At 59.4% G+C, this 25,595-nt stretch carries 28 protein-coding genes; 13 read left to right on the forward strand and 15 right to left on the reverse strand.

The genetic code is table 11. The features are described 5' to 3' along the window. Positions 1-69: 69 nt before the first annotated feature. From ABDK74_RS03095 to ABDK74_RS03105, 3 genes are all read left to right on the forward strand, one after another. On the forward strand, positions 70-324 hold the full coding sequence (locus tag ABDK74_RS03095) for an acyl carrier protein (protein WP_099285040.1): 255 nt from the start codon (positions 70-72) through the stop codon (positions 322-324). Then, positions 321-1,514 carry a serine palmitoyltransferase gene (spt, locus tag ABDK74_RS03100; RefSeq protein WP_346002668.1) on the forward strand — a complete coding sequence of 398 codons (1,194 nt, stop codon included), beginning with the start codon at positions 321-323 and terminating at the stop codon, positions 1,512-1,514. Before ABDK74_RS03095 ends, spt begins: the two co-directional genes overlap by 4 nt. A gap of 63 nt (positions 1,515-1,577) precedes the next feature. Beyond that, positions 1,578-2,339 (forward strand): energy transducer TonB, encoded by a 762-nt coding sequence (locus ABDK74_RS03105; RefSeq protein ID WP_346002669.1) that lies wholly within the window; start codon positions 1,578-1,580, stop codon positions 2,337-2,339. Positions 2,340-2,345: 6 nt separating this feature from the next. Here the strand turns inward: ABDK74_RS03105 and ABDK74_RS03110 are convergent, their stop codons facing one another. Both ABDK74_RS03110 and ABDK74_RS03115 read right to left on the reverse strand, forming a co-directional pair. Next, the gene (locus tag ABDK74_RS03110) at positions 2,346-3,284 is read right to left on the reverse strand and encodes a hypothetical protein (protein WP_346004148.1); all 939 of its coding nucleotides are present in this window, start codon (positions 3,282-3,284) and stop codon (positions 2,346-2,348) included. Next, positions 3,277-4,242 (reverse strand): diacylglycerol kinase family protein, encoded by a 966-nt coding sequence (locus ABDK74_RS03115; RefSeq protein WP_346002670.1) that lies wholly within the window; start codon positions 4,240-4,242, stop codon positions 3,277-3,279. The genes ABDK74_RS03110 and ABDK74_RS03115 overlap by 8 nt, the downstream gene beginning before the upstream one ends. 120 nt (positions 4,243-4,362) lie before the next feature. On the opposite strand from ABDK74_RS03115, the gene ABDK74_RS03120 reads away from it, so the two are divergent. The 6 genes from ABDK74_RS03120 to ABDK74_RS03145 are packed head-to-tail and all read left to right on the forward strand — an operon-like array spanning position 4,363 to position 10,189. Continuing rightward, complete coding sequence (locus tag ABDK74_RS03120) at positions 4,363-5,301, forward strand: metallophosphoesterase (RefSeq protein WP_346002671.1); 939 nt, start codon at positions 4,363-4,365, stop codon at positions 5,299-5,301. After that, the gene (locus ABDK74_RS03125; protein ID WP_346002672.1) at positions 5,298-6,452 is read left to right on the forward strand and encodes an LptF/LptG family permease; all 1,155 of its coding nucleotides are present in this window, start codon (positions 5,298-5,300) and stop codon (positions 6,450-6,452) included. Before ABDK74_RS03120 ends, ABDK74_RS03125 begins: the two co-directional genes overlap by 4 nt. After that, a complete protein-coding gene (locus ABDK74_RS03130; protein ID WP_346002673.1) occupies positions 6,449-7,558 on the forward strand; it encodes an LptF/LptG family permease in 1,110 nt (369 codons plus the stop codon). The genes ABDK74_RS03125 and ABDK74_RS03130 overlap by 4 nt, the downstream gene beginning before the upstream one ends. After that, positions 7,555-8,370 (forward strand): sterol desaturase family protein, encoded by an 816-nt coding sequence (locus tag ABDK74_RS03135; RefSeq protein WP_346002674.1) that lies wholly within the window; start codon positions 7,555-7,557, stop codon positions 8,368-8,370. Before ABDK74_RS03130 ends, ABDK74_RS03135 begins: the two co-directional genes overlap by 4 nt. Beyond that, the gene (locus ABDK74_RS03140) at positions 8,367-9,122 is read left to right on the forward strand and encodes a nucleotidyltransferase family protein (protein ID WP_346002675.1); all 756 of its coding nucleotides are present in this window, start codon (positions 8,367-8,369) and stop codon (positions 9,120-9,122) included. Before ABDK74_RS03135 ends, ABDK74_RS03140 begins: the two co-directional genes overlap by 4 nt. Continuing rightward, positions 9,119-10,189, forward strand: coding sequence for a glycosyltransferase (locus tag ABDK74_RS03145; RefSeq protein WP_346002676.1), 1,071 nt, complete (start codon positions 9,119-9,121; stop codon positions 10,187-10,189). Before ABDK74_RS03140 ends, ABDK74_RS03145 begins: the two co-directional genes overlap by 4 nt. Positions 10,190-10,208: 19 nt before the next feature. On the opposite strand, the gene ABDK74_RS03150 is transcribed toward ABDK74_RS03145, so the two are convergent. Next, positions 10,209-11,099, reverse strand: a complete 891-nt coding sequence (locus ABDK74_RS03150) for a hypothetical protein (RefSeq protein ID WP_346002677.1) — start codon at positions 11,097-11,099, stop codon at positions 10,209-10,211. A gap of 84 nt (positions 11,100-11,183) precedes the next feature. Here ABDK74_RS03150 and ABDK74_RS03155 point away from each other — a divergent pair, with 84 nt between their 5' ends. The 3 genes from ABDK74_RS03155 (at position 11,184) to ABDK74_RS03165 (ending at position 13,474) form a co-directional block, all read left to right on the forward strand. Further along, positions 11,184-11,723, forward strand: a complete 540-nt coding sequence (locus tag ABDK74_RS03155; protein ID WP_346002678.1) for an MmcB family DNA repair protein — start codon at positions 11,184-11,186, stop codon at positions 11,721-11,723. A gap of 9 nt (positions 11,724-11,732) precedes the next feature. Further along, positions 11,733-12,521, forward strand: coding sequence for an inositol monophosphatase family protein (locus ABDK74_RS03160; RefSeq protein WP_346002679.1), 789 nt, complete (start codon positions 11,733-11,735; stop codon positions 12,519-12,521). 86 nt (positions 12,522-12,607) lie between these two features. Beyond that, positions 12,608-13,474: a lipid-binding SYLF domain-containing protein gene (locus ABDK74_RS03165; RefSeq protein ID WP_346002680.1), complete on the forward strand. Its 867-nt coding sequence runs from the start codon at positions 12,608-12,610 to the stop codon at positions 13,472-13,474. Positions 13,475-13,509: 35 nt separating this feature from the next. Here the strand turns inward: ABDK74_RS03165 and mltG are convergent, their stop codons facing one another. The 8 genes from mltG to ABDK74_RS03205 form a co-directional block, all read right to left on the reverse strand. Further along, complete coding sequence (mltG, locus tag ABDK74_RS03170) at positions 13,510-14,559, reverse strand: endolytic transglycosylase MltG (protein ID WP_346002681.1); 1,050 nt, start codon at positions 14,557-14,559, stop codon at positions 13,510-13,512. Between the two features lie 17 nt (positions 14,560-14,576). Beyond that, positions 14,577-15,863: a beta-ketoacyl-ACP synthase II gene (gene fabF / locus ABDK74_RS03175; protein ID WP_346002682.1), complete on the reverse strand. Its 1,287-nt coding sequence runs from the start codon at positions 15,861-15,863 to the stop codon at positions 14,577-14,579. Positions 15,864-15,997: 134 nt separating this feature from the next. Continuing rightward, complete coding sequence (locus ABDK74_RS03180; protein ID WP_011253554.1) at positions 15,998-16,237, reverse strand: acyl carrier protein; 240 nt, start codon at positions 16,235-16,237, stop codon at positions 15,998-16,000. Further along, positions 16,221-16,394: a hypothetical protein gene (locus ABDK74_RS03185; protein WP_194255128.1), complete on the reverse strand. Its 174-nt coding sequence runs from the start codon at positions 16,392-16,394 to the stop codon at positions 16,221-16,223. The genes ABDK74_RS03180 and ABDK74_RS03185 overlap by 17 nt, the downstream gene beginning before the upstream one ends. Positions 16,395-16,459: 65 nt before the next feature. Continuing rightward, positions 16,460-17,200 (reverse strand): 3-oxoacyl-[acyl-carrier-protein] reductase, encoded by a 741-nt coding sequence (fabG, locus tag ABDK74_RS03190; protein WP_346002683.1) that lies wholly within the window; start codon positions 17,198-17,200, stop codon positions 16,460-16,462. Positions 17,201-17,212: 12 nt separating this feature from the next. Further along, on the reverse strand, positions 17,213-18,157 hold the full coding sequence (gene fabD, locus ABDK74_RS03195; RefSeq protein WP_346002684.1) for an ACP S-malonyltransferase: 945 nt from the start codon (positions 18,155-18,157) through the stop codon (positions 17,213-17,215). A gap of 72 nt (positions 18,158-18,229) precedes the next feature. Next, the gene (locus tag ABDK74_RS03200) at positions 18,230-18,976 is read right to left on the reverse strand and encodes a hypothetical protein (protein ID WP_346002685.1); all 747 of its coding nucleotides are present in this window, start codon (positions 18,974-18,976) and stop codon (positions 18,230-18,232) included. Between the two features lie 44 nt (positions 18,977-19,020). After that, positions 19,021-19,899: a bifunctional 2-polyprenyl-6-hydroxyphenol methylase/3-demethylubiquinol 3-O-methyltransferase UbiG gene (locus tag ABDK74_RS03205; RefSeq protein WP_194255132.1), complete on the reverse strand. Its 879-nt coding sequence runs from the start codon at positions 19,897-19,899 to the stop codon at positions 19,021-19,023. 255 nt (positions 19,900-20,154) lie between these two features. On the opposite strand from ABDK74_RS03205, the gene ABDK74_RS03210 reads away from it, so the two are divergent. Beyond that, complete coding sequence (locus ABDK74_RS03210) at positions 20,155-20,934, forward strand: acetoin reductase (protein ID WP_346002686.1); 780 nt, start codon at positions 20,155-20,157, stop codon at positions 20,932-20,934. A gap of 40 nt (positions 20,935-20,974) precedes the next feature. Here the strand turns inward: ABDK74_RS03210 and ABDK74_RS03215 are convergent, their stop codons facing one another. The 4 genes from ABDK74_RS03215 to ABDK74_RS03230 all read right to left on the reverse strand — a co-directional run bounded on the left by ABDK74_RS03215 (position 20,975) and on the right by ABDK74_RS03230 (position 25,501). Then, positions 20,975-21,700, reverse strand: a complete 726-nt coding sequence (locus ABDK74_RS03215) for a glycine betaine ABC transporter substrate-binding protein (protein ID WP_346002687.1) — start codon at positions 21,698-21,700, stop codon at positions 20,975-20,977. Positions 21,701-21,774: 74 nt separating this feature from the next. After that, on the reverse strand, positions 21,775-23,859 hold the full coding sequence (locus tag ABDK74_RS03220; protein ID WP_408874461.1) for a M13 family metallopeptidase: 2,085 nt from the start codon (positions 23,857-23,859) through the stop codon (positions 21,775-21,777). Between the two features lie 83 nt (positions 23,860-23,942). Further along, complete coding sequence (locus ABDK74_RS03225; protein ID WP_194255136.1) at positions 23,943-24,578, reverse strand: Dabb family protein; 636 nt, start codon at positions 24,576-24,578, stop codon at positions 23,943-23,945. A 101-nt stretch (positions 24,579-24,679) separates the two neighbouring features. Continuing rightward, entirely contained in the window at positions 24,680-25,501 is an 822-nt protein-coding gene (locus ABDK74_RS03230) for an acyl-ACP desaturase (RefSeq protein WP_194255137.1), read from the reverse strand. Between the last annotated feature and the right edge of the window lie 94 nt (positions 25,502-25,595).

Here is a 25,595-nt window from a genome sequence, read left to right on the forward strand (position 1 = left end):
GTTTGGAGCATAAGCCTTGCCCAAGATTGCCTATATTCCAGCTTGCACAGACATCGAGAGTTGAAGTCCATGACTGACAGCATCACCGACATTTCCGCAATGATCATTGAAAAACTGCTTGCCAACCCGAAAGTTCCCCGGGACATTGATGGCAACAGCAAGATTGTCGAAGACCTTGCTTTTGACAGCCTGGCCGTCATGAATTTCGTCATGGAAATCGAAGATGAGCTCGACGTTTCCGTACCTCTCGACAAACTGGCTGATATCCGGACCATCAACGATCTGGCCGCCTGCCTGCTGACGCTGAAGGCCGCTCAGGCGTGATCGATATTTTTGCCAAACATGCGGGACTGCGCGCATCTTATGACGGCCTGACGGCGACGTCCCCGCGCAATCCGTTCGAAGTTGTGATTGAACGCCCGGTTTCCGCCAGCGTCGGCATTATTGAAGGCCGCGAAACGCTTCTGTTCGGGACCAATAACTATCTTGGTCTCAGCCAGTCGAAAAAAGCCATCGAAGCCGCTGTGGAAACAGCAGAAACGATGGGCGTCGGCACGACGGGTTCGCGCATCGCCAATGGTACTTTCGGCCTGCATCGCAAGCTGGAAGCCCGTCTGGCAGAATTCTTCCGGCGCAAGCACTGCATGGTGTTTTCTACCGGGTATCAAGCCAACCTGGGTACGATCTCGGCACTTGTAAACAAAGACGATGTTCTTCTGCTTGATGCGGACAGCCATGCCAGCATCTATGACGGTGCCAAACTGTCCGGCGCGCAGGTCATCCGTTTCCGCCACAACGATCCGGTCGATCTGGAAAAACGTCTGGCGCGCCTCAAGGACCATCCGGGCGCTAAGCTGATTGTCGCCGAGGGCATCTATTCCATGACGGGCAATGTCGCCCCTCTGGACAAATTCGTGGACATCAAGACGCGCCACGGCGCCTATCTGATGGCTGACGAAGCTCATTCGTTCGGTGTTATGGGCGCGCATGGCCGCGGTGTTGCGGAAGTTCAGGGCTGCGAAGACGGGATCGATTTCGTGGTCGGCACCTTCTCCAAATCGCTTGGCACCGTGGGCGGCTACTGCGTCACGGACCACGACGGCGTGGACCTGATGCGTCTGTGCTCGCGGCCTTACATGTTCACGGCGTCCCTTCCCCCTGAGATCATTGCCGCCACCATGGCCGCGCTCGAGGACATGCAGGAACACCCTGAACTGCGGACCAAGCTTCAGGACAACGCGGCGCGCCTGCATTCCGGACTTCAGAAGGCTGGTCTCAAAACGGGTGAGCATGTTTCGCCTGTCGTTGCTGTCACGCTTGAGACCGTGGATCAGGCTGTCGCTTTCTGGAACGCGCTTCTGGAAAACGGGGTTTATGTAAATCTTTCCCTCCCGCCAGCGACACCTGACAATCGTCCTCTGCTACGTTGCTCGGTTATGGCCGCCCATTCGCCCGAAGAAATCGATCGTGCTGTTACGGTCTTTGCGGAAGTTGCGAGACATTTCGGACTGTAATCGCATTTACAATCTGTAACATTTAAGGGAAGCTAGAACAGTTCACCATCACGGAGACCCTGTGTGAAACGGCTGCTTCTGGCTCTTCCTGCTCTTTTTCTTACAAACTGTCCGCTTCTGGCGGCCACTCCGCCAGATCACCCAGCGCGCCTGAACCAGGAAATTTCTCCGACATATCCCATGGAGATGGTGGAAGCGAACCAGGTAGGTGTCATGGAACTGACCTTTGACGTCCAACCGGATGGAACGGTCAGGAACGTCAGGGCGTTTGGTACGATGACCCCACAGCAGATCCGAAGCTCGCTAAGTAACATTTCTCACCTGAGATATGATCCAGCCGTTGTAGGCGGACAGCCGGTCGAAGAGAAAAACGTTCACAAAGAAGTCCGCCTTGCCCTCGACAATCCGGACGTCTCAATGCTGGAAGCGAATTCTTTCGCCTGCGATGTGACAGATAAGGGCATTCTGGAAAACTGTTCCTCCCCTCTGCCACCCAAGCCAGCGATGTTTATGGGACGCCCCCTCGTTGACAGCATTAATGGCTGGCAGGTCTCTGCCCGCCATCAGGAGGGGCATCCTGTCCGGGGTCATCAGATTTTTACCGTCGCCGTCGCCGCAACCAGACAGTCTCCCCTTCCTGCCCCGGTGAGCGAAATTGACCCATCCTGGAACGTGCACGCCTTTATCCAAAGCTGCCCTTCCGATCGAACACACATGCTGTGTCAGATCATTCCCCTTGAGGTTTCAGGAAACCATTATCGTCTTCCCGCTGGCGCAAGCCTCCCGGGAAACATGCCTGAAGAACTGATTATTGGGCTGCGGTAAAAATTTTCAGGGCCGGGAACGAAACAGAAGATGCCGCGCCCGCCATATGAGAGACGGCAGCATCACGAGGGGATGTCGACTCTCAAAAGGCGATAACTGCATATTGAAGCCGGTATGACGCTCTATTTTCCACGCCAGATAGGACGCGCCGTTTTCAAAGGTGAAAGCGGCTTTCAACAGTCTGGCTACATTGCGCGGACGACCGGATGCCTGCACCAATGTCCATCGACGCATTGCTTTTTGACGTAGCGCCGTACTGATAACGGGTTCCAGCGTATCGTCATTCGCCGAGAACTGAAGGCGTCCCCGTGCCCATCCCAGCGGCAGCAAAGCTGCATAACGCGCTTGCTGCCCTTCCAAAATACTACTACCTCTACCCTTTTGCTCTACTCGCAGTTCGGACGCATAAGTATGAGCAAACAGGGTTTTCCAAAACTCCTGTGCGGTCATGGAAGGTGCACCCAGAAGTGCAGCCCAACACGAAGCCGTCGTCACACATCCTGCAATCAAGGTAAGAAGACTGTCCGCACTCTCGGGCCCGCGCACCCAGACCAGCCGGACCGGCTGGCAGAAACGCGCCCAGATCGTCGTGTCCAAAGCGCCAAGACTGGTGCGTGCGGCGAACTGCTCACGGGAGAGCACTGCAATTTTTGCGCGCAGAACGCGGTCCTGATACCGGAATTCCGAATACCGAACATTGGGCGGCAACACGAGATTTCCGGTCCGGGCAATCAGTCCACCTGAAAAGCCTGCGGCATTTTCGGTGACGATATAGAAGTCAAGAATGCCGTCCGGATCGGACTTACGTAGCAACGAGCCGTAAAACAGCACACCAAGCGGCAGGACAGGGCAGGCTTGGGCCAAAGCATCGGCGAAAGCGCTGATACCGGGGTCGACAGGAGTGGTCAGTTCGCCAATCAGCCGCCTTTCGAGCGCATCAGGCATGGAGGAACCGGAAGCTGGGCGCACGCTCCAGTCTCAGCACACCGTCCGACGCAGCGCTGAAAACCTCTCCGTCGAGCACAAAATCGCTTTCCGTCACCAGCGTCATGTCATCCGTACGGCCACTGACGTAATCGGGGTGACGACGCAGCCAGCGCGGTGCACGACCACACAGGAGCGCCCATGTGGCTCGCAGGAGATTTTCGGGCTGTGCGCTGACATCAAGGTATCGAAGACCCTCAACATTGGGTTCAGCATCCCAGAACGGCCAGATCCCACGTGACAGACATGACAGCCCCGTTGCAAGAAACATGAAGCTCTGCCCGTCATAGACATGCCCGCCCGTTTCGATCCGGAGCGGATCTCCCCGGAGCCACGCTTCGCGGCTTTTGCGGAACATGAGGCTGACGAACGTGGTGAGAAGGGTGATCCCTACGGCCAGATCATGCGGCGCAAAACGCAGGACCGTTGGTGAATGAGCGATGCGAACGGCCCGCGCAAATCCGGCACATCCCCCGAAAAGCCCAAGTACAGGCATGCGGTCGGTTCCGGGCCAGGACAGGCGGATCGGTGTGCGGATGCTGGAGCGCAGGGCGCCTGCCTTCAGGCGACGGATGGCTTCCATACCCCGCAGGCCGAACCCAACGTCACTGGCAATCAGGTTCGTATTACCCGACGCCAGAACCACAATATCGGGCAGACGGTCGGGAGGGTAGGCGCGCGCGATCGCAGTCAGGGCCGTACTGACCGTTCCGTCTCCGCCATCGATGATGATGGTGTTGATACCCCGTTCGTAGAGCTGGCGAACATGAGCAGTGGTCCCTTCCCGACTGTCGGAGGGAACGAAATCCTTCCCCAGAAGGGCCTGGGCCTCGACAGCAAAACTGGAACCGTTCCGGCGGTTTTTCCGGCTACGGGCATTATGGATCAAGGCTATGCGCACTGGGGAGGCAATCTTCATATGGCGTTCGGCTATGCGGGCGGGTCTAGCACGGCTATGATGGAACTGCCAGAACGGCACATCCCGGCAGTCCCGGGTGCCGTCTCATGGCGTGGATACTGACAAGGCCTCTTTCTGATCATGACCCCTGACCTGCCCGCAGATCCCCTCTCGTCGCGGCACACGTCCCCTGTCACAACGCCTCATGTTACATTGGCCCATATTTCAGACCCGCACCTGCCTCCACCGCCGGTTCAATGGCGTGCGGCGCTCAACAAACGCGCCCTGAGCCTGCTGTCGTGGAAAAAACACCGCCAGTACGTCCATCTCGCTCAGACCTGTGCAGCATTGGTGAAGGATATCGGACGCGCAGGCGTGGATACCATCCTCGTAAGCGGGGATCTGACCAATTTCGGAACGCCGGACGAATTTTCAGAGGCCGCCCGCTGGCTTGAGGCGCTCCCCGCCCCGGCCCTCGTGATTCCCGGCAATCATGACTGCATGGTCCGGCAACCGGCTTCAGCCGGGCTCGAGCAGTGGGAACGCTGGTCCGCGCGGCAATATCCGTATGTCCGTATCCAGAACGGAACTGCGATCGTAGGTGTCAATTCCGGCATTCCCACAGCCCCCTTCATGGCATACGGCCGCGTTGGGCGCAGACAGCGGGAGCGGCTCGAAGCCCTGCTGACGCGCCTTGGAGAAGAAGAGCTGTGCCGGGTCGTGATGATCCATCATCCGCCGAAGCGCGGCCTCGTTCCCTGGCGCAAATCGCTACTGGATCACCGCCAATTTGCAGCCCTTCTGCGACGGGCCGGAGCAGAAATCGTCCTGCACGGCCATTCCCATGATGCGACGCTGACCCATATCGCCGGAACGGACATTCCACTGCTGGGCGTGGCGTCGGCCTCTCTGACCGATGACCGCCCTCATCGACAGGCCTGCTGGAATCATCTGACGATCCACCCATATGAGGAGGGCTGGCACATTGATCTGGCCCGCCACCGGTTGGATGGTTCGGTCAGCGAGCGCGCTTCATGGAAGCGAGCCGGATGGAAGCACACTGGAAGGACAGACGCGTGAAACAGCGGGCCAATATTCTGGACCGCTATCTGCTGACGCAGATGGCGCCGCCATTTGCGATCGCGCTTCTGGCGATGCTGGTCGCCCTGCTTCTCGAGCGCCTCCTATCGCTTTTCGACTATCTCGCATCCGCAGGAAGTTCCCTTGCGACCTGCATCGCGCTCCTGACGGATCTGCTGCCTCATTATTTCGGCATCGCCCTGCCTGCGGCCTTGTGCATCGCGGTCTTCCTGACTGTTCGCGGCATGAGCGACAACAACGAGATTGACGCCCTTCAGGCCGGTCGCGTCTCGCTCATGCGGATCAGCCGCCCCTTCATGATCGTCGGCCTTCTTCTTGGTGCTGCAAGCGTGTTCCTGTACGGCTATATCCAGCCCGTGGCCCGGTACGACTATCGCGCAGGCTTCTATTTTGCCGAGCATACCGGCTGGGCACCCCATCTTCAGGCCGGGATGTTCGCCTCCACCTCCAGCAAGGCCGTCATGACCGCAGACAGCGTGAGTCATGCCGGAACCCGCCTCAAACGCGTTTTCATTCGTGAAGTCAGCGCAAATGGGGTGGCCCACATTATCACGGCCCAAACCGGCGCGCTGACCATTTCGGAAAAAACGCGCAGCACGCGCCTCGATCTGTGGAACGGAGAAATCGTGGACGATCCGTTTCAGGCCACCCACCCCCACAAACCGACGGTCACACATTTCGAACATGTCGTTCGCGTCATTGACCGACCAGATAAGGAAACCGCTTTCCGAACACGCGGAGCCGACGAGCGTGAACTGACTCTGCTCGAACTTGCCCACGACCTGCGCTACGGCCTGCCGGGCATCGAATACCGTACACTCCGGGCTGAAATGGATTTCCGCATGGCGCGCGCCATCGCCATTCCCTTCATTCCCCCGCTCGCAGTCGCACTCGCCATCAGCGCGCGACGCCGGAAATCCGTCTGGGGTCTGATCGCCGTCGCCGTCATCCTGATCGGCTTTGACCAGACCCTGATGTTCGGGCACAGCCTGGCCTCAACAGGTCGTCTGCCAATCTGGCTGGCGATATGGGTGCCGGAAGCCATATTCTGCATAGGCTGTCTGGCGGCACTGCTGCGTCGGTCCCGCGGCTCATGGCGCCGCCGCTTGCTGAAGCGGGTTGCAGCATGAGCGACTCCCAGTCTTCCATGCCCCGCTTCGTGCTGCTCAGAGCGCTCAACCGGGCCCTGCTGGGACGGTTCATGCTCTGCGGTGTTGTGCTCGTCTCTCTGCTGGAAATTCTGGCACTCATGGAGAAGACAACACCGATTCTGAACCGGCACCTTGGTCTCCGCGGAATTCTGACCTTCGCCTTCCTGCACCTTCCGGCACTGAGCATCGACATCATGCCGCTGGCCTTCATGGTCGGCGCGCTTTTCCTCCTCACGCAAATGACGCTGTCGAGCGAGATCTCGGCCCTGCGTGCAGCCGGACTTTCAACAATTGCGCTGTACCGCCTGCTTCTGCCCGCAGTCCTGATTGTTGGTATCGGCGGAACCTGTGCCCAGTACTGGCTTGTTCCTCCTTGCGAAAATGCCCTTACCACATGGTGGAACCGAACGGACCCTCTGGCTGGACAGGCCGGGCAGCCAGAAGATGATATCCTCTGGTTTCGCGCGGGGCCAACACTGGTCCGGATTGGGCAGATCGCCCAGGGAGGATACTTCCTGCGGGACGTGACAATCTATCATCGTGACTCCACGGGGCTGCTTACAGGCACCGAACACACGAATACGCTGACCTACGCACAGGGTCAGTGGCACCCGGATGGGGCGCAGGACCTCTCCCTTTCCGAAGACAAGTCCTTCGTGAACGTCACCACGGGCGACAACACCTTTATTATTCCCGCCACCCCATCGACCATCATGACGCTGTCCCAGAGCGGGGCTTTTGTCACGCCAGGTCAGATCAGCGCCATTCTGCACAGGGGCGCCGCTGCAAGCCTGCCAAGGGCCACTTACCGTATGGCCCTCTTTGGCGGCATGATTTTACCGTTTGAAATTGCAGTAATGCTTCTATTGACGCTTCCGGTGATCTATATCCCTCCCCGTGCAGGACTTCGAAATCCTCTTCCGGTGTACGTTCTTGGCGCCGGAATGGGGTTCGTCATCCTGCAGGGAATGATTTCCGCACTTGGAAACGCAGGCACGCTGCCAGCCCCGCTGGCTGTCAGCGTCGGGCCACTGCTTGGCGCCCTCCTGGGTTTGACCTGGCTCCTGCGGATGGAGGAACGATGAGCATTTTCACTGCACCGTGGCGCAACATGTCCGCCATCCGGACAGGCCGCAGCTTTGATCTGGGAAAGATGAACCTCTCCCAGCTCTGGTTCGCCTATCTGACCTATCCGACGATCCTGCTTTATTTCGCCCTGATCGCAGGCGCGGCCTGGGCAGCCCTGCATTTCTCGGTCTCCCTGTGGGTGACGCTCCTTCCCGTCCCCGTCGTGATCGTGGTTTATCCGCTGGCCTGGTATGCGATCCACCGCTTCATTCTTCACGGACGCTGGCTCTATCGCAATCACTGGACTGCGTCCCTATGGAAACGCATCCATTTCGACCATCATCAGGACCCGCATCTGTTGGACGTTCTGTTCGGCTCACCGCTGAACACGGTACCGACGATGGCCATCATCACGATGCCGATCGGTGGTCTGATCGCAGGCTGGAGTGGTGCGTTCTGTGCGCTTTCAACCGCGCTGATCATGACCTGCGTCTATGAATTCTTCCACTGCATCCAGCATCTGGCCTACAAGCCGCGCTGGAAATGGGTGGCGGACATCAAGCAGCTGCACGTCCTGCATCATTTCCATGACGAAGACGGCAATTACGGCATCACAAACTATGTGCCGGACCGCCTGTTCAGCAGCTTCTACCGCGAAGCCCGCGACCGGCCCCGCAGCAAGCACGTCTTCAATCTCGGCTACGATCTTGAAGAGGCGCACCGCTATCCATGGGTCATGGACCTGACCGGCTCGCCGCCGAAAGATCGTCCCGACGGGGCCCGTCCGGCAGCATCGCGCAAAACGTCAGACCGTAACCCCGCGTCATGAGTCTTCCGGTTCTGGTGCTCGCTGGTTCGCGTGACGGCGAAAATGATGTTCTCGCAAAACTCGGGCGGGTTTCTCACAAAGCGCTTCTTCCCGTCGCGGGCCAGCCCATGCTGGCCCGTGTGCTGGACACCATTGCCCGCACGGCGGGCCTCGGCCCCGTCACGATCAGCATCGAAAACCCCGCCTGCATCAAGGACCTCGCTGGCAATGCCACGATCCTGCGCTCAGCCCCCTCTCCCAGCGAAAGCGTTGCCGAAGCTATCGACAGGATCGGCACGCCCTGTCTGGTGACAACGGCCGACCATGCGCTTCTTCGTCCGGAATGGATTGAAGAATTTCTGGCCAAGGCACAGGGTTGCGATCTGGCCGCCGGTGTGGCGTTACGTGCGACGGTTGAACGCGACGTTCCCAGCACGAAGCGCACCTATATCCACCTGTCAGATATGAGCTTTTCAGGCTGTAACCTGTTCCTGATCGGCACCCCAAAGGGGCGGAACGTCATTGCGCTGTGGAAGCGCCTTCAGCAGAACCGGAAGCGCCCGCTCCGGATGGCATTGACGCTCGGCCTCGGCACGCTGCTGCGCGCCATAACGCGTACGCTGGATTCCAACGCACTTTACGGCCGTATCCAGAAGCTCACCGGCGCGAATGTCCGGCTGGTGACACTATCGGACGGGCGCGCGGCGGTGGATGTGGACAAGCCGTCCGACCTGACGCTGGCTGAACAGATCCTGGCCCAGACGACCCCATGAAAATCGCCTACATCATCAATTCGCTCGAATGCGGCGGCGCACAGCTTCCCATTCCGGATATTGTTTCCGTCATGCGCGCCCGAGGCGGGGACGTGACTGTCTTCGCGCTGGCCCGCAAGGACGGATTGGCCATTCCGTTGCTGGAAGCCGCAGGAATACCCGTGCGAGTGCGCGAAGGCACAACGCGTGACCATATCGCGGCCTATCGCTGGCTGAGGGATGAAATGGAGGCATTCCAACCAGATCTGATCTGGACATCGCTAAGCCGTGCCACGCTTTTGGGACAACTGATCGCACTACGCCACAAGACCCCGACGGTTCACTGGCAGCATTGCGGACGTCTGAAAAAGGCCAACGCGTTCCTTCTCAGACTCTGCCGTCCCTACACCACGCTCTGGGTCGCCGACTCCCAGTCCGTCATCACCTTCGCCGCAAAAGAGCTCGGTCTCAGCGATAATTTCGTGGCCTGGCCCATTTTCCGCGCTAATCCTGACGCGCCCATCGCAACACCCTGGAAAGAGGACGAGGTCATTCGGGTCGGCTCTCTGGGACGGCTCAATCCGGTCAAAGCCTATGACATCCTCTGCGAGGCCGTGTCCCTCCTGAAAGATCATCCGGACCTGCCGCCGTTTCGTCTTCAGATTGCAGGCGACGGCCCTCTTCACGCGGCGCTTCAAGCCCGCATCACAGCCGGAAATCTGCCGATCGACCTTCCGGGCTATACGTCAAAGCCCATGGATTTCCTGAAAACCCTGCACCTCTACGTCCAGTCGTCGCACTGGGAGGGCATGTGCGTAGCAGGACATGAAGCCATGACCTGCGGGTTGCCTGTTGTCGCGACCCCGGCGGGAGAACTGCCGTCCAGCATCCTCGACGGCGAAACGGGTCGCATCGTGCCATTCGACAACGCCCCCGCACTCGCAGCCGCTCTGGCGGATCTGATTGGCAGACCCGCCGATCTGGCAGCAATGGGTGAACGCTCCCGCAAGCGGGTTCTGGAGCGCTTCGGCCCAGAAGCCTTCACCCGTAACGGCAATGCCGTGCTGGACCGTATTCCGGGCTTCTGAACGCCCGGAATACACGCTTTCAGGCCCCGAAGAGCCGCCGCTTCACATTCAGCAGGTCGCGCTTCGGGCCAAGTCCGATTTTCTTGACGTCAATCAGCGTCACCTGTCCGGCTGCGGAAAGCGTGTGCATTCCGTCCCCAAATCGCCGACGCAGGGAGGCTGGAATGGAGATCGTCAGCCCGGGCGTGACTTTCGGCAGACCACGCTCCAGCCCTTCAATTTCCAGCAGTCGAATGCCGCGCCCATAGGTTCCCTGACAGTCCTGCGTCGGCAGAATGATCTTTCCATCCACGACAACCGGCGTCCCTGCCGGACGCGCACCCGCACGGTCATTCAGAAAAAGTCCAAGATTTTTCCATGCACCCGTCAGCGTATCAGCCACGGAGATGTTCAGCAGACTTTGCCGCTCGGCTTTGCTGCCCGCAGGAGTCCAGAACATCCACCACCGACCGGCATGATGGAACGGCGTGGCGTCGATCGCGGCTTCAGGGAAATCGAAGGCCTCGACGCGCTCCCATCCCCGGGGAAATGACGTCGCACGATACAGCGAGAGACGCCCCGAGGCGCTCGCTTCCGGCAGCAGATAGATGTCGCCCTCATGCTCGAACACGAAGGGGTAAGACAGGTGCCAGGGCTCTTCCAGAACGGTCTCGCGGGACAGCATCCGCCCCGTACCGTCATAGATCAGAACTTCGATCGTGCCTTTTGGGTGGCGATAATCAAACGCTTCAGCAAAGACATACAGCTTTCCGTCTCGCCACAGGCCGAAAGGGTCCGCCAGAAAACGATGGTCCCCGATGTCGGGCAGCGTCGTGATAGGAAAACCGTTCAGACTGGCCGCATCGACGATCTCCGCCAGAGGCGCATGAACGATGGCGCATCGCCAGTGATCTGTCCGCAGAAATGGCATGAGGCACTCCTCCCGCAAAAATACAGCTTCAAAAAAATATCTGCCGGGGCAGACGTAGAGCGCAGATCGGGGCAGGATGGAACCATGAGTGAGGCTCTTTCCGCAATTCCCGCAGACATCGCCTGTGGTCTGCCCGAAACGCAACTGGCCATCCGGCGCGCCGTTCTCGGCCTGTGCCGGACGATGAACTGGGCGGCCATCAATGAATTTTCCCTGCCCGCCGGAGGCCGTCGCGCGGACGTGATGGCGCTGCTGCCCGACCACTCCCTGATCTGCATCGAGATCAAGTCCGGCCTGCGCGACTTTCAGACCGATCAGAAATGGCCCGAATACCGTGACTGGTCCGACCGCCTGTTTTTCGCCGTGGATGACGGTTTTCCCGTGAACCTCATCCCGCCGGACGTGGGTCTGATCGTCGTCAGTGTCAGCGCCGTCCCCCCTGCCTTGCGCGATGGCGTTCTGGCAGAATGCACGATCATCCGGGAACCGGCACTCCACAGACTCGCTCCCGCCCGGAGGCGGACGCTGCTGCATCTGTTCGCAACAACGGCCGCCAGCCGACTCATGGGCCTTGAAGACCCCGCCATCACGTCATCCCTTCGCGCTGCACGACGCGCTGAATAGGACTGTTCCATGACTTTTGATCCAATCGCCGTCCGCCTCGAAGCCGCCCGCAGCGTCGTCCGCGACGCAGCACAACTGGCCCTCTCCCTCCGCCCCGCTCCGGGTGGCCCGAGCGGAACTCTCAAGGGACGGCAGGACTATCTGACCGAAGCAGACGGCGCTGTCGAAGCCCTTGTCAGTCGTCGCATTCAGGAGCTGTTCCCCGAAGACGGTTTTCAGGGCGAAGAAAATGGCGCCACGCGTCAGGGCCGCTTCCGTTGGGTTGTGGACCCGATCGACGGCACATCGAACTATGCCCGCGGTCGTGACCGCTGGTGTGTCTCCCTCGGCCTTCTGGAAGGCGACGAACCTGTTGCGGGCGTGATTGAAGCCCCGGCTCTGGGTGAAGTCTTCACCGCCAGCAAAGGCAAGGGCGCGTTCCTTAACGGCAAGCCCATCAAGGCCTCTCCCATCACCAATACGCAGGAAGCCATGATCGAAATGGGCTGGTCTTCCCGCGTCCCTGCCGAAATTTTCAACGAAAAGATTGCCGCCATCATGGCGCTGGGTGCCATGCCACGCTCGGGCGGCTCCGGCGCGCTGGCTCTGGCGGATGTGGCCTGTGGACGCTCCGACGGCTATCTGGAAATTGTCATCCAGCTCTGGGATGTGGCCGCTGCGCTGGCCATTCTCGCGGAGTCCGGCGCGGCCATCTCACCCTTCCTCCGGACCGGCGGCCTGACGGGAGGGGCGACCATCCTCGCAGCCGCTCCGGGCGTCGCCAAGGCCCTTTCAGCCGCGGTTAACGTGGAAATCTGACATCTCCTTTCCCGCACTCGTGATTTGGCCGCATTTGGCGCATAGTGCGGGAAACGTCTTTTCGATGACTGCAGAAGGTATCTTCCATGACCCTGTCCGGTCTCCTGCGTACGACCACGCTCGTCGCTTCGGGCTGTATTGCCCTGTCGGCCTGCTCCGACGCACCCCAGACCACGGCCAGCCAGCAGCAGCTCGTGGTTGATCGTGCCACGCTGGCTGTTCAGGATCTCTTCGCGGGTACCACGCCCCAGTCGCGCTCGCAGAAGCTTCTTGCAGAAGCAAAAGCCGTCATGGTCTGTCCGTCCGTGCTGAACATGTCCTTCGGCATCGGCGGCTCTGGCGGGCGCTGCCTGCTGCTCAGTCGTGATGCACGCGGATCCTGGTCTGATCCGGCGTTCTATCGTCTGAGCACGGCCTCGCTGGGATTACAGGTTGGCGTCCAGAGCGCGGAAACCATTCTGTTCATCATGTCCCAGCGCGGCATTCAGGCCATTCTGGACAGTCAGTTCAAGTTTGACGCCTCTGCTTCTGCGTCCTTTGCCAGCATCGGTACGGGTGTCGAAAACAGCACGGCCGGCGCACACAACACCGATATTTATGCTGCCCAGAAAAACGAAGGCCTTTATGCTGGCGCCGCTCTGGGTGGCTCGAAACTGACCGTCGATAGCGGCGCGAACCGTGCCTATTACAACCAGACGGTCGGTCCTGAAGACATCGTTGTGACGATGCGCGTCAACAATCCGTCCGCTGATCCGCTGCGCCGCGCCCTTATGTCGGTCGCCCAAACTCCAGCAGCCTCCACAGTCTCATCGCGCGCAACGCAGGCGGCCACCACAGCCGCACAGGATGTGGTCGGCAACAGTCCTTACCCGACGACCTACGATGCGTCGCGCCCCTACTCGGCGCAGGCCGCAGGCGTCCAGAGCCAGAGCCTCGATCCGTTGAAGCACTGAAAAACCCGTCCCGCTCTCTTCCAAAGAGCGGGACATCAGTTCGGGTTCTGCGTTGCCCCGGACAGATGCGCGCGATAGGCGCGAATGTTTTTATCCTGATCGGCAAGGGTTTCGGCAAAATTATGCCCGCCCGACCCTGTCGCCACGAAATACAGCATTTTGCCATCAGCCGGATGCGCCGCCGCATCCAGAGAACTCTGCCCGGGTGAGCAGATGGGTCCGGGGGGCAATCCGGCCTGAAGATAGGTATTGTACGGCCCCGGTGTTTGCAGGTCCTCATGGGTCAGAGGCGCATCAAGCGTCCCGGCCCCGTTGCTAAGCCCGTAAATCACGCTCGGATCTGTCTGTAGTCGCATTCCCAACTTCAAACGGTTGAGGAATACGCGCGCCACCATGGGGCGTTCCGACGGCACCGCCGTTTCGCGCTCGATCAGGGACGCCAGAACCAGCAACTCCTGCGGAGACTGAATCAGTCCGTCCAAGGCCTCGACATTGCGCCCGTCCCAAGCTGCGGCCAGTCTTGTCGACATCATTTTCTGCAATTTTTCGGCCAAAGCCTGACGTGACGTTCCCCAGACATAAGAGACCGTCTGCGGAAAAACTGTTCCTTCAACGAGCGTCGGCAATTCACCACTCAGGGCCGGAGCCTTATCGAGAATGGCTGTGATTTTCAGCGCCGTCAGTCCCTCAGGCACCGTCACCTGATGGGAGACAGGCTTGCCGTGACGCAGGATTTCAAGAACGTGCGCGACCGAGACGCGAGAGGGAAACTGGAGTTCCGCCGCATGGATCTGGCCGTCGCGATGCGTCAGAAAGGCCGCGATCCGGAAAAAAGTGCCGGAAGCCCATGTCGGCGACAGGATGCCATCATCCTGAAGGGCTTTTGTCACACGGGCATTGTTGCCGTGCGGGATAACGAAAGTCTTCGGATCCTGTAGTGGCCCCGGATCGGTGTAATGACCATATCCCGCGACCAGTCCGGCCACGAGGAGCAGCGGCGCCCCGAAGAGCGCCAGCTTGCGGCCAGCCTTTGGGGGAAGAACGAGCTTCCGCGGTTCCTCGCTGTCAGACTGGCCTTCAGACATGGGAAACGAACCCTTCCTCAGTCCTTGAAGCGCTTGAGGATGATGCTCGCATTCGTGCCGCCAAAGCCGAAGCTGTTGGACAGGGCGACGTCGATCTTGCGCTGCTGGGCGACATGCGCCACGCGGTCGATCACGCTCTCACGCGCCGGATTATCGAGGTTCAGAGTCGGCGGCACGATGCCGTCACGGATGGCCTGAAGGCAGAAGATCGCCTCAACCGCACCGGCCGCCCCCAGAAGATGGCCAATGGCCGACTTCGTGGAGGACATAACCAAACGCTTGGCGTCCTCGCCGAAGAAACGCTCGACCGCATCCAGCTCAAGGTCATCCGCCATCGTGGAGGTACCGTGGGCGTTGACGTAGTCGATATCGGCCGTAGTCAGGCCACCGCTGTTGCGCAGCGCGGCCTTCATGGCACGGAACGCACCCTCATGCCCTTCAGCCGGAGCCGTGATGTGATGGGCATCGCCGGACATGCCGTAGCCGCCGATCTCACCATAGATCTTCGCACCACGGCGTTTAGCGTGCTCAAGTTCCTCAAGCACAACCACACCGGCACCCTCACCCATGATGAAGCCATCGCGGTCCTTGTCCCAAGGGCGAGAAGCCTTGGTTGGATCATCGTTGGAGGCAGTGGACAGGGCGCGGGCCGAGCAAAATCCGGCAATTCCGAGCGAGCAGATCGCGGCTTCCGCACCACCAGAGATCATAACGTCCGCATCGCCATACTGGATCAGGCGCGAGGCATCGCCGATGGCGTGAACGCCCGTCGCGCAGGCCGTTACGACCGCATGGTTCGGACCCTTGAAGCCGTAGCGGATCGAAAGATGCCCAGAAATCAGATTGATCAGAGCCGAAGGAATAAAGAACGGCGACAGACGGCGGGCTTTGCCGCTCGAAACCGTCAGAGAACCGTCATAAATCGTCTGAAGACCGCCGATACCCGAGCCGATCATAACGCCAGTGGCACAGCGATCGTCCTCGTCCTCAGGCTTCCAGCCTGAATCCTCGACAGCCTGAATGGCTGCGGCAAGGCCCAGATGGATGAAGCGGTCCATCTTCTTCTGGTCCTTGACCGGCACCCAGTCGGACAACGTGAGACCGCCCTCCGCCGTCGGGCCGTCCGGAACCTGTCCGGCGACCTGGGCAGGAAGTTCGGAGGGATCGAAATGCGTGATCCGGCCAATGCCGGACTGTCCTTCGATCAGCCGCTTCCAGGTCAGTTCCGCGCCCACAGCCAGTGGGCTGACAACACCGATACCGGTTACGACGACACGCCGCCCGTTAGTTGCAGTCCCGCTCATCGATGCCTCTTGTCTCACGTTATGTCCGGGTCTTGCAGCCGGGCCTCATGACAAGGCCTGACTGACCTCCCGCTCCATGGCGGAGCAGGAATCCGGAGCCAGAAAACCGGCCCCGGTCAGCTTGAGGACTAGCCTCAGGCTGCCTTCTGCTTTTCGATGTAGTCGATGGCATCCTTGACGGTTGCGATCTTCTCAGCTGCATCTTCCGGGATCTCGACGGAGAAGGCTTCTTCAAAAGCCATGACCAGCTCGACCGTGTCGAGGCTGTCTGCGCCCAGATCGTCGATGAACGACGCGTCCGGCGTTACCTTGCTTTCGTCCACACCGAGGTGCTCGACAACGATCTTCTTTACCTTGTCAGCAATGTCGCTCATCTGTTCGTTCCTTCTGCCCATCCGGGACCCTGTTGCCCGTCCGGTGCGTTACATCAAAACTCGTACTGCCGTCTGCCAGTCCGGAAGCCCAGTGGTTCCTCCAGAGCAGGGCCGCCCCCGTTGAAGGGGAGACGTTGCCGCCGGAAGAACCGGACATCAGCCTTCAGCAGGCCGGGCAAAGCAGCGCGCGATTAGCATGCTTTAACCAAAAAGGCCAAGCATTCACACCATCGCCATGCCACCATTGACATGCAGGGTCGTACCCGTGACCCATGCTGCCTCTTCGGAAGCCAGATATACCACTGCGGACGCCACGTCACCAGTATTCCCCATCCGACCGAGCGGAATAGAGCCGACCAGCTTTTCACGCACCGCGTCCGGCAGCACATCCGTCATCGGCGTTTCGATGAAACCGGGCGCCACGACATTGACCGTCACACCACGCGGACCGGCTTCCTGCGCCAGAGATTTGCTCATACCCACGATGCCTGCCTTGGCGGCGGCATAGTTGGCCTGACCGGCATTGCCCGTTGTTCCCACCACAGATGCGATCGAAATAATCCGCCCCGCACGACGGCGCAGCATCCCCTTGAGGGCTGCGCGCGCCAGACGGAACGGGCTTTCCAGATCCACGGTCAGAACCTGCGACCAGTCGCTGTCCTTCATGCGGATGGCGAGCGTATCGCGCGTCAGACCGGCATTATTGACAAGAATGTCCAAGGGAGCGCCCGCAACGGCTTCGGCCTTCGCCACAAGACCATCGGCCTCGGCAGGGTCGGACAGGTTGGCGACGGCGATATGGGCGCGTTCGCCGAGGCTGTCGGTTAGTTCCTGAAGGGCCGCTTCGCGGGTACCGCTGAGCACGATGGTCGCGCCCTGAGCGTGAAGCTGGCGGGCGATGGCAGCACCGATACCACCTGATGCGCCCGTCACGAGGGCCGTCTTGCCGGAAAGAGAAAACATGATCGGTTGTCCTTAAAGGGTCTTGAGCAGGGCTTCGATTTCGGCAGGCGTCCCGGCATTGCTGGTGGCCAGTTCGGGAGCAATACGACGCGCCAGACCGCACAGGACCTTGCCCGCGCCAAGCTCGTGCATGTTCGTCACGCCCATCGCCACCATGGCCTCCACACTTTCGCGCCAGCGCACCGTGCCCGTCACCTGCTTGACGAGCAGTTCGCGGATAACGGCAGGATCGGTCACCTTGGCAGCCGTAACATTCGCAATGACAGGAACGGACGGTGCGTTCAGCGTTACGGTCTCCAGAGCATCTTCCATCTCACGTGCAGCAGGCGCCATCAGCGACGAATGGAACGGTGCCGAGACCGGCAGCTTCACGGCGCGCTTGATGCCATGTTCCTTGGCGATGACGATGGCGCGGTCGATCGCACTCATCACGCCGGAGACTACGATCTGACCGCCTCCATTGTCATTGGCGATTTCCAGCGTCTCGCCCTGAGAGGCTTCATCACAGATCGCACGAGCCTGCGACGCATCCACCCCCAGCAGCGCCGCCATTCCGCCTTCCCCGGCCGGAACAGCGCGCTGCATGGCCTGACCACGCAGACGCAGCAGACGCGCACCTTCCGCAATTCCCAGCGTACCAGCAGCGGCGAGCGCGGAATATTCACCCAGCGAATGCCCGGCCAGCAGAGCCGCCTTGTCCGCCAGTTTGAAGCCGCCTTCGCTTTCCAGAGCACGCACGGCGGCCAGCGAAACCGCGAACAACGCAGGCTGGGCATTTTCCGTACGTGTCAGTTCATCCGCATCACCAGTAAACATCAGGCGCGACAGATGATTGCCGAGCGCCTCATCGACTTCCTGAAAAACGGCGCGAGAGGATGCAAAAGCCTCGTGAAGGGCCTGTCCCATCCCGACGGACTGGCTCCCCTGTCCCGGAAAGACGAACGCGTGAACCGACATGGATCCCCCTGCTGGCAGTGAATTTAAGGTTTCGCGTGATGCGTCCTCACGGTCCATCTGTCAAATCCCGCATCAGTTTTTGCGCTTGAGCGTGAAGAATTCATCCGTCGGAATCTTCACGCGGATCATGGAAAATGGCCTGTCGGAGCGAAACACGGTTCCGTCCTGATAATTCTGAGGATGGAGAATGAATGTATAGGGCGCGGCACTCTGATTATCGACCAGAAGCCGTGCCTTGTCGTTTTCCACAGCTTCAAAATGCGCGCCGGGAGCGACATCAACCTTCAACCGGTGTGCATCAGGCGCCAGAAAGGCGAGGATCACGCCAAAGAAATCGCGAATGGCGGCATTGATCTCACCGAGCCATCCCTCAGCCTGCTCTTTCGTAAAAGACGGTGCCGGAAGAGGGTCAACCTCGATCGCCAGCTCAAGCTGGACTTTTCTGTTGGGCGGCAGGGTCAGCAGAACGGGAGGGTTTTCTGCCAAAAGCGCCACGGAACGGGGAAAGTGCATTTCCCGGTCCTCACCAACGAAAAGGGGAATATCGCCCTCTTTGGTATGGAGTACGACCCGCGCCTCAGACGGCACGGCATGGTCAGGCAGGATATCGCCCAGAAAATGCAGCGACAGATTCTTCCCGGCTTTTTCCGGCAGACGGTCAAACCGGTCATAGACGCGGTAAATGCCCTTGTAGCTCCCGACCCGTATGGCGTGCTGACCAGTGACGGTAACAGTTTCTTCTGGTTCGGCGGAAACACTGGAAAACGGCGCAGTTAGAAGAACAGCAAGCAATCCCATGCTGATACAGGCTTTGTTCAAACCCTTTCCCTCCCGCTCCGTCACAGTGTCATGACAAAGAATGACTATCCGATCTTCTGCATTACAATCAGAACCTGTGGCAACCGCACAGGATTGTCCATGTATTCGATCAGGCGGAACAGGCCGCCCCATGCCTTGATGATGTAATTCCGCGGAATAATCGCCTCGCCATAATGCGACTGGGGCTGAGGCGGTTTTGAGGAGGCTGCATGAAGAAAGCGTCCGGCCTCGAACTCCGCATTCGCACGTGCCTCATCGGTAAAGCTGTCGGCACAGGCTTCGTGCCACGGATGCTCCAGACGGATGCCGGAGGCGCGCTTGAGCCTTTGCTCGGCGCAGAAAGCGATGAACCGGCGGCTCTGTGTCGTCATCACTAGGATTCCGCCCGGTTTAAGGAGTCGATGAAATTCCCTCACCCAGTGCCCCGCAAGAAATTCATCCAGATGCGAAAACACCGACCAAGACGTTATCAGGTCAAAGCTCTCCGACGTCAGGAGCATGGGCGGCACCAGATCGCAGCCCAGAAAATTCAGCGCAGGATTAGCCCGCCGCGCCGCCATAAGAAAACGATCCGTGGTTTCCGCGCCATACAGGTTGGACGGACGGATATCTTTCATGAACAGCCGGGCGATACGCCCCCAGCCACATCCGAAATCCAGCAATCGCGTCTCGGGACGGACCGGACGCCCGGCATAAGCGCAGTACGCCTTGATTTCCCGAAAAAAGACGTGGGCTTCATGGATGGAAATTTCCCCATGATGGCCATGAATTTCCCGTTGCAGGTCGTCAGGGGGGAAAGATGGCATCATCACGCCCTGAATTTCAGGAATGCGCACGGACGACACCAGAACCTGAAGCCATTCTTCGTCACTGATGCCATCAAAGGCATCAAAAACGGCGCTAATGCTTTCAGAATGGCTCATCAATTCCTGCCAGAGGTGTTTCGTAACGTTTATTTAACGCATTCTTGCAGCCCCGGAAACACATGACCAGAGCCACTTCAGGAAAATCGCAACCTTCGTTTCATCTGCGCTCTGTGTCGGATCCTCTTGACACAATTCCGTGTAAGGTTTGGAAAACAGGCGGTTTTTTGTGGAATCCCAAAATTAAAGAAACGATGGTTTGGACCGTCATGGCATTCACATGCGGATGACGGACAATCGAAGGATCTTTTTTCAATGTCCCTTTCTGGAAAAGTAGCTGCCGTCACGGGCGCCGCCCAAGGCATCGGCAAGGCCATTGCCCTCCGTCTGGCCAAGGATGGCGCGGACATCATTCTGCTGGACGTCAAACAGGACATTCTGGCCCAGACCGCCAAAGAAGTTGAGGCGCTAGGACGACGCGCAGTTGCGCTCACTGCTGACATCAGCAACCGCGACAAATTCGCCACGACCCTGCGCGAAGCTGCGGAAAAACTGGGCGGGCTGGACATCATGGTCAACAATGCCGGGATCTGTCAGGTCAAGCCGGTTCTGGAGATCGAGCCTGCGGAAATCGAAAAGATCTTCAGCATCAACGTGCAGGGCGTGCTGTGGGGCATTCAGGCCGCTGCAAAGATTTTCCAGGAAAAGGGCACGAAGGGCAAAATCATCAATGCCTGCTCTATTGCCGGACATGAAGGCTATCCGCTGCTGGGTGCCTATTCCGCCACCAAGTTCGCCGTCCGCGCCCTGACACAATCAGCCGCCAAGGAACTCGCTTCTTCAGGAATCACGGTCAATTCCTACTGCCCCGGCATCGTCGGAACGGATATGTGGGTCACGATCGACCAGCGCATGGCCGAAATTACCGGCACGGAAGTCGGCGCGACCTACAAGAAATATGTTGAAGGAATCGCCCTCGGGCGCGTGGAAACAGCCGATGACGTGGCGGGTTTCGTCGCCTATCTGTCCAGCAGCGACGCCGATTACATGACAGGTCAGTCCGTTCTGATCGACGGCGGCCTCGTTTTCCGCTGAGACCAAAAAAGGGGGCCGGTTTCCCGCGCCCCCTGACGTGTCAGCGCCCGATCAGACGACCGCGCTGCCAGGCTTCGGCCGCTCCCTCAGGATCTTGTCCGTCAACGGAAATGACATAATCCAGGGCGCTCATGACCTTGTTGCCCAGCATCATTTCAGAAAGCTCGTCCAGCAGATCGCTGTCTGCCTGACGCGCCGCATCTTCGCGCAAAATCATCCGGGCAGACATTTCGCCTCCCAGAAGACGTGACGGATCTTCGAGCACGGTCAGTAGATCGGTATGAAACACCGCATGAGGTTGCGTTGCGACCACGAGCGGCTTCTCTCCGGCATCGCGCGCCTTTTCCAGACGCTCGATCAGAGCACCCTCACCGATGCTTTCAATAGAGAGAACCGAAAGCGCCGGAAGCTGCTTGAGGGCCACTTCCAGAGCCTGCCGACTGTCATCGGCAACGATAATCCGGTCCACGTCTGCCGAAGTCAGGGTTCCAATAGCGCCCAGCGGCGCCAGTGCAGCAAAACTGACGACCGGCTGATACAGGTCGCCCAGAACCCGAAATCCCGGCCCCGCCAGATGTTCATCCCGCGGGAACCAGGCGGAGACCAGAAGATCAACCTCTCCCTGCTCCAGGGCATCTTCGACATCATCGGGATCAAGATCGACATACTCGACCTCGACCTCATAGGCCTCAAGCACGCGCGCGACCGCGCTGGCACATCCCGCATGCAACGAGGTGTACAGATGGCCGATCGTCATTTGTGTCATGAGAATGGGTCCGTCAGGCAGAAAATTGAAACGTGAGACCGTGATTAGGCCCCACGTTCCAGTTTGTCACGACCTTACCAGATCTTTACGCGCTGATCCGGTGCCAGATAGAGCTTCTGGCCAGGTTTTACGTCAAACGCACCATACCAGGCGTCGATGTTGTGAGCCGGGATGTTGACGCGGGTGACTGCAGGGGCGTGTTCGTTCGAAAGCACCTGCTGACGCAGCGCATCGGGACGGTCCTTCTCCCGCCAGACCTGCGCCCAGCCGAGGAATACGCGCTGATCGCCCGTCAGACCATGCACGACCGGCGCGGGCTGACCGTGCAGCGAGTCATGATAGGCCTGAAGCCCGAGGTTCAGACCGCCGGAATCGGCGATGTTCTCGCCCATGGTCATCTTGCCGTTCACATACAGGCCCGGCAGGACTTCCTGTGCATCGTACTGCACAGCCAGACGATCGGCCAGCTTCTGGAACGCCTCTGTGGACGCCTTGCTCCACCAGTCATTCAGACGGCCATGCTCGTCGTAGTGACGGCCCTGATCGTCGAAGCCGTGGCTCATTTCATGACCGATCACGCCGCCGATACCACCATAATTGACGGCGGCATCGCCCTTCGGATCGAAGAATGGCGGCTGAAGGATCGCAGCCGGGAACACGATCTCGTTCATGGTCGGATCGTTGTAGGCGTTCACCGTCTGCGGCGTCATGCCCCATTCGTCACGGTCAACCGGCTTGTCGAGCTTGTCCAGATCGTGCTGCCAGCTGAATGCCGCACCACGCACGGCATTGCCGTAAACGTCGCCCTTGCGAATGTCGAGCTTGCTGTAATCCCACCACTTCTTCGGATAACCGACCTGAATGGCGAAATGATCCAGCTTGTTCAGAGCGGCCTTGCGGGTTGGCTCATCCATCCAGCTGTTATGTTCCAGACGGTCATGGAAGGACGCCTTAACCTTCTGCACCAGATCCGTGATCTGGGCCTGTGCGGAAGGCGGGAAGTAGCGCGCGACATATTCGCGGCCTAGTGCCCAACCCAGTGCACCATTCGTCACGCGCACAGCACGCTTCCAGCGCGGGGACTGCTGCGCCACGCCTGACAGCGTATGGCTGTTGAAGTCGAAGGACGCGTCATAGAAGTTGCTGGACAGATAACCGGCAGCATTGTCCCCGAGATGGAACGCCAGCCAGGCCCGCAGCGTCGCGGGGTCAGCAGCCTTGAGAACGGCCGTCATCGCCTTGATCCCGGCGGGTTCGCGCACGTCGATCTTGCGGCTTTCGAGCCCTTCTGCCGGAAGACCGGCACTGGTCAGGAACGTAACCCAGTCGAAGTCAGGCGCGAGCTTCTGGAGTTCGGACACAGGCATCGGGTTGTAGATCTTGAGCGGGTCGCGGGTCTGGTCGCGCGGCACTTCGACCTTGGCCAGAGCCGTTTCGAGATCGACGACTGCCTGCGCGTTCTTCGCAGCGTCCGGCCAGCCCTCAAGCGTCAGCATCTTGGCGATATAGGCCTGATAGGCCTTCTTCTTGTCCGCCAGCTTGGGGTTTGTGTAGTAGCTCGTGTCCGGCAGACCGAGGCCACCGCTCACGCCGATGCTCATGCCCTGATCGAGCATCAGCATGTAGCGTTCCGGGTCCTTCTGGTCCTGCTCCACGCCGATCTGGAACGTGGAGAACATCATGGACTTCAGGGACGCACCGAACGCCGCGGCAAGGGACTTGCCATCGTTGACATTACGAATTGTTTCAAGGTCGGCTGTGAGGGGTTTGCCACCCAGACGGTCGACGGCCTTCTGGTCAAGGAAGCTGGCGTAATATGTGCCGATCTTGCCCATGTCATCCGTAGGCTGTTCAGCAACCTTCTTCGCGGCTTCGTCGAGAATGGTCTTCTGACGCGCCAGGGAGAGTTCATACAGGATACGGAACGGGCCGTAGCTGCTCATGTCTCCGGGTATTTTGAGGTTCTTAAGGTAGGTACCGTTGGCGTATTCAAAGAAATTGTTGCCCGGCTGAACGGCGCGGTTCATTCCGGCTTCGTCAAAACCCCAACCTGCGTTGTAACCGGCGGCCTGCGCGCCGGAAACCATCAGGCCTCCAGCAAGAGCGAGAAGGCTGGCGCCATGTTTCAGAGCATGTCGTGACGTAAGGAATCGTTTCACAATGTACCTCATTCCAGAGTGGTGCCCCTAGAATGAGGTATAAAGTATCATTTCGTCAAAAGGACAAAATGTCCCTGCTTCGCTCAACGGGTTTTGCGGGCTTTTCGGGTTTTTGCACCCACACCTTCGGGCGCAACCACAGCCGCAACCGGGTAATCGAAAGCGACGACTTTTTCGAGGTACGGCGCAGCAAATTCCTTGAAGGCTTCATGCGCGGGGTCAATGAATGACACGTCGGTCACGACGGGTTTGCCAACATAATAATTCCGGTCCCCTTCGGAGCGGAACGTTACGAGGAATGCCTGCTGCAAGCCCGCATCGGCCCCTTCTCCGCTGTTCTGGAAGCCGGTTTCAATGCTTGCGACCACAGGCTTGCCATCCGAACGGCGACTATCCTGTGCAAGATGCAGGAAGCGCCCCGACACTTCAGCGCGCTGGGCCGTCGTGGAATCCTTGGTATAGCGGAACATGACCATGTGCCTGACCGGACCGACACGCCAGTCCGGGGCGGTGAAACGCGCGTAGCCGACCTGCCGGGCCAGTTGCTGCGCGGAAACTGTCGCAGGGCTCACTGTGTCGGTCTTCACCGGACCGGAGGACGCGATCGGCAGGGAATAAGGATCCGCTTTCGCTGTCGGAAACTGATACAGCCCGGCAGCGCAGAGGGTCAGGGTTGCGCCGTAGACGGCACGACGGGAGAAAATGGCGGAAACGGTCATCGAAATCTCCGGACGCAGGCGAAAGAAGCAGGCGTCTTTCATGGCACAGACGCCCGGTTTCGTCTTCTGTTTTCCAGTTTCCGGATGTTGTGCAGATGCCCTCAGGCCTGAACCTGCTTTCTGAAGACTTTCCGGCGCCACTGGATCAGTCGATAGACCAGCGAGGATGCCAGTTTCTGCAAGCGCGAATGCGGCGTAAAGCCAATCGTCTTGAAAATCATCGCCGTCACACGGTCGATATGTCGGGGCTGGTAGAACCCCATCGCCTTGGACATATACGCCGCAATGCAGCGCTGATGATCATAGGCCATGCCCGGCGGCTCATTGGTCGTGTGATAGGCTGAGGCGAGTTCATCGTCCTCGCTCTCCGTTACACGGCCCAGCGCAATCCGCGTCCGTGCCCACACTCCGAGCTTTTCGCGCTTCAGATAGCGGCGCATGTGGTCATAGAACAGCTTAAAATGCCGGTATTCGTCGGCCGCGATCTGCTTGCAGATGGCCTTGAGCAACGGCTCCTCCGTCGCGTCGGCCAGTGCGGTATAGAAGGATGACGTGCCTGTTTCGACCATACATCGCGCAATCAGCTCACCGGTACGAGAGCCGCGGATCGAGGCGTCCACATCGGCATCGATCTTGTACGATGCGCGATAGCGGTCGAAAGCCTGTTCATAGTTCCAGGACGGATCGGCCAGCATGGCCCAGCGGCCGAGCGCGTCCCCATGCTGTACTTCCTCCACGGCCCAGTTCGCAGCAGCTGCGCTGAAATCCGGGTCTCCCACGAAGACGCGACGCAGATATTCGGCATAGTCGAGACCGTTCTTTTCCACCACGGAAGCGGCCTTCACGAGGGGGATGATTTCGGGGTCCACGCGGGACGGATCAAAGGAGTTCCAGTCCATCTGATCGATATGCCAGTGTTTCATTCTGCAACCTCGTCCGTTTTCCGGCTCACCAATAGTGACGATCAGATGACACGATGGGACAATTTTGGGTAGGTGTGATCCAGCAACCCTTGGA

The sequence above is a fragment of the Gluconobacter sp. OJB genome, from assembly GCF_039638275.1.
Lineage (GTDB): Bacteria > Pseudomonadota > Alphaproteobacteria > Acetobacterales > Acetobacteraceae > Gluconobacter > Gluconobacter cerevisiae.

Bases quoted from the DNA above. Each gene is read 5' to 3' on its own strand.
- ABDK74_RS03230 (WP_194255137.1), bottom strand. From the start codon at position 25,501: ATGAAACACTGGCATATCGATCAGATGGACTGGAACTCCTTTGATCCG.
- ABDK74_RS03215 (WP_346002687.1), bottom strand. From the start codon at position 21,700: ATGACACAAATGACGATCGGCCATCTGTACACCTCGTTGCATGCGGGA.
- ABDK74_RS03130 (WP_346002673.1), top strand. From the start codon at position 6,449: ATGAGCGACTCCCAGTCTTCCATGCCCCGCTTCGTGCTGCTCAGAGCG.
- ABDK74_RS03180 (WP_011253554.1), bottom strand. From the start codon at position 16,237: ATGAGCGACATTGCTGACAAGGTAAAGAAGATCGTTGTCGAGCACCTC.
- ABDK74_RS03225 (WP_194255136.1), bottom strand. From the start codon at position 24,578: ATGACCGTTTCCGCCATTTTCTCCCGTCGTGCCGTCTACGGCGCAACC.
- ABDK74_RS03160 (WP_346002679.1), top strand. From the start codon at position 11,733: ATGACTTTTGATCCAATCGCCGTCCGCCTCGAAGCCGCCCGCAGCGTC.
- fabG (WP_346002683.1), bottom strand. From the start codon at position 17,200: ATGTTTTCTCTTTCCGGCAAGACGGCCCTCGTGACGGGCGCATCAGGT.
- ABDK74_RS03155 (WP_346002678.1), top strand. From the start codon at position 11,184: ATGAGTGAGGCTCTTTCCGCAATTCCCGCAGACATCGCCTGTGGTCTG.
- ABDK74_RS03120 (WP_346002671.1), top strand. From the start codon at position 4,363: ATGACCCCTGACCTGCCCGCAGATCCCCTCTCGTCGCGGCACACGTCC.
- ABDK74_RS03210 (WP_346002686.1), top strand. From the start codon at position 20,155: ATGTCCCTTTCTGGAAAAGTAGCTGCCGTCACGGGCGCCGCCCAAGGC.
- ABDK74_RS03145 (WP_346002676.1), top strand. From the start codon at position 9,119: ATGAAAATCGCCTACATCATCAATTCGCTCGAATGCGGCGGCGCACAG.
- ABDK74_RS03140 (WP_346002675.1), top strand. From the start codon at position 8,367: ATGAGTCTTCCGGTTCTGGTGCTCGCTGGTTCGCGTGACGGCGAAAAT.
- fabD (WP_346002684.1), bottom strand. From the start codon at position 18,157: ATGTCGGTTCACGCGTTCGTCTTTCCGGGACAGGGGAGCCAGTCCGTC.
- ABDK74_RS03205 (WP_194255132.1), bottom strand. From the start codon at position 19,899: ATGAGCCATTCTGAAAGCATTAGCGCCGTTTTTGATGCCTTTGATGGC.
- mltG (WP_346002681.1), bottom strand. From the start codon at position 14,559: ATGTCTGAAGGCCAGTCTGACAGCGAGGAACCGCGGAAGCTCGTTCTT.
- ABDK74_RS03110 (WP_346004148.1), bottom strand. From the start codon at position 3,284: ATGCCTGATGCGCTCGAAAGGCGGCTGATTGGCGAACTGACCACTCCT.
- ABDK74_RS03095 (WP_099285040.1), top strand. From the start codon at position 70: ATGACTGACAGCATCACCGACATTTCCGCAATGATCATTGAAAAACTG.
- ABDK74_RS03115 (WP_346002670.1), bottom strand. From the start codon at position 4,242: ATGAAGATTGCCTCCCCAGTGCGCATAGCCTTGATCCATAATGCCCGT.
- ABDK74_RS03135 (WP_346002674.1), top strand. From the start codon at position 7,555: ATGAGCATTTTCACTGCACCGTGGCGCAACATGTCCGCCATCCGGACA.
- ABDK74_RS03185 (WP_194255128.1), bottom strand. From the start codon at position 16,394: ATGTCCGGTTCTTCCGGCGGCAACGTCTCCCCTTCAACGGGGGCGGCC.
- ABDK74_RS03150 (WP_346002677.1), bottom strand. From the start codon at position 11,099: ATGCCATTTCTGCGGACAGATCACTGGCGATGCGCCATCGTTCATGCG.
- fabF (WP_346002682.1), bottom strand. From the start codon at position 15,863: ATGAGCGGGACTGCAACTAACGGGCGGCGTGTCGTCGTAACCGGTATC.
- ABDK74_RS03165 (WP_346002680.1), top strand. From the start codon at position 12,608: ATGACCCTGTCCGGTCTCCTGCGTACGACCACGCTCGTCGCTTCGGGC.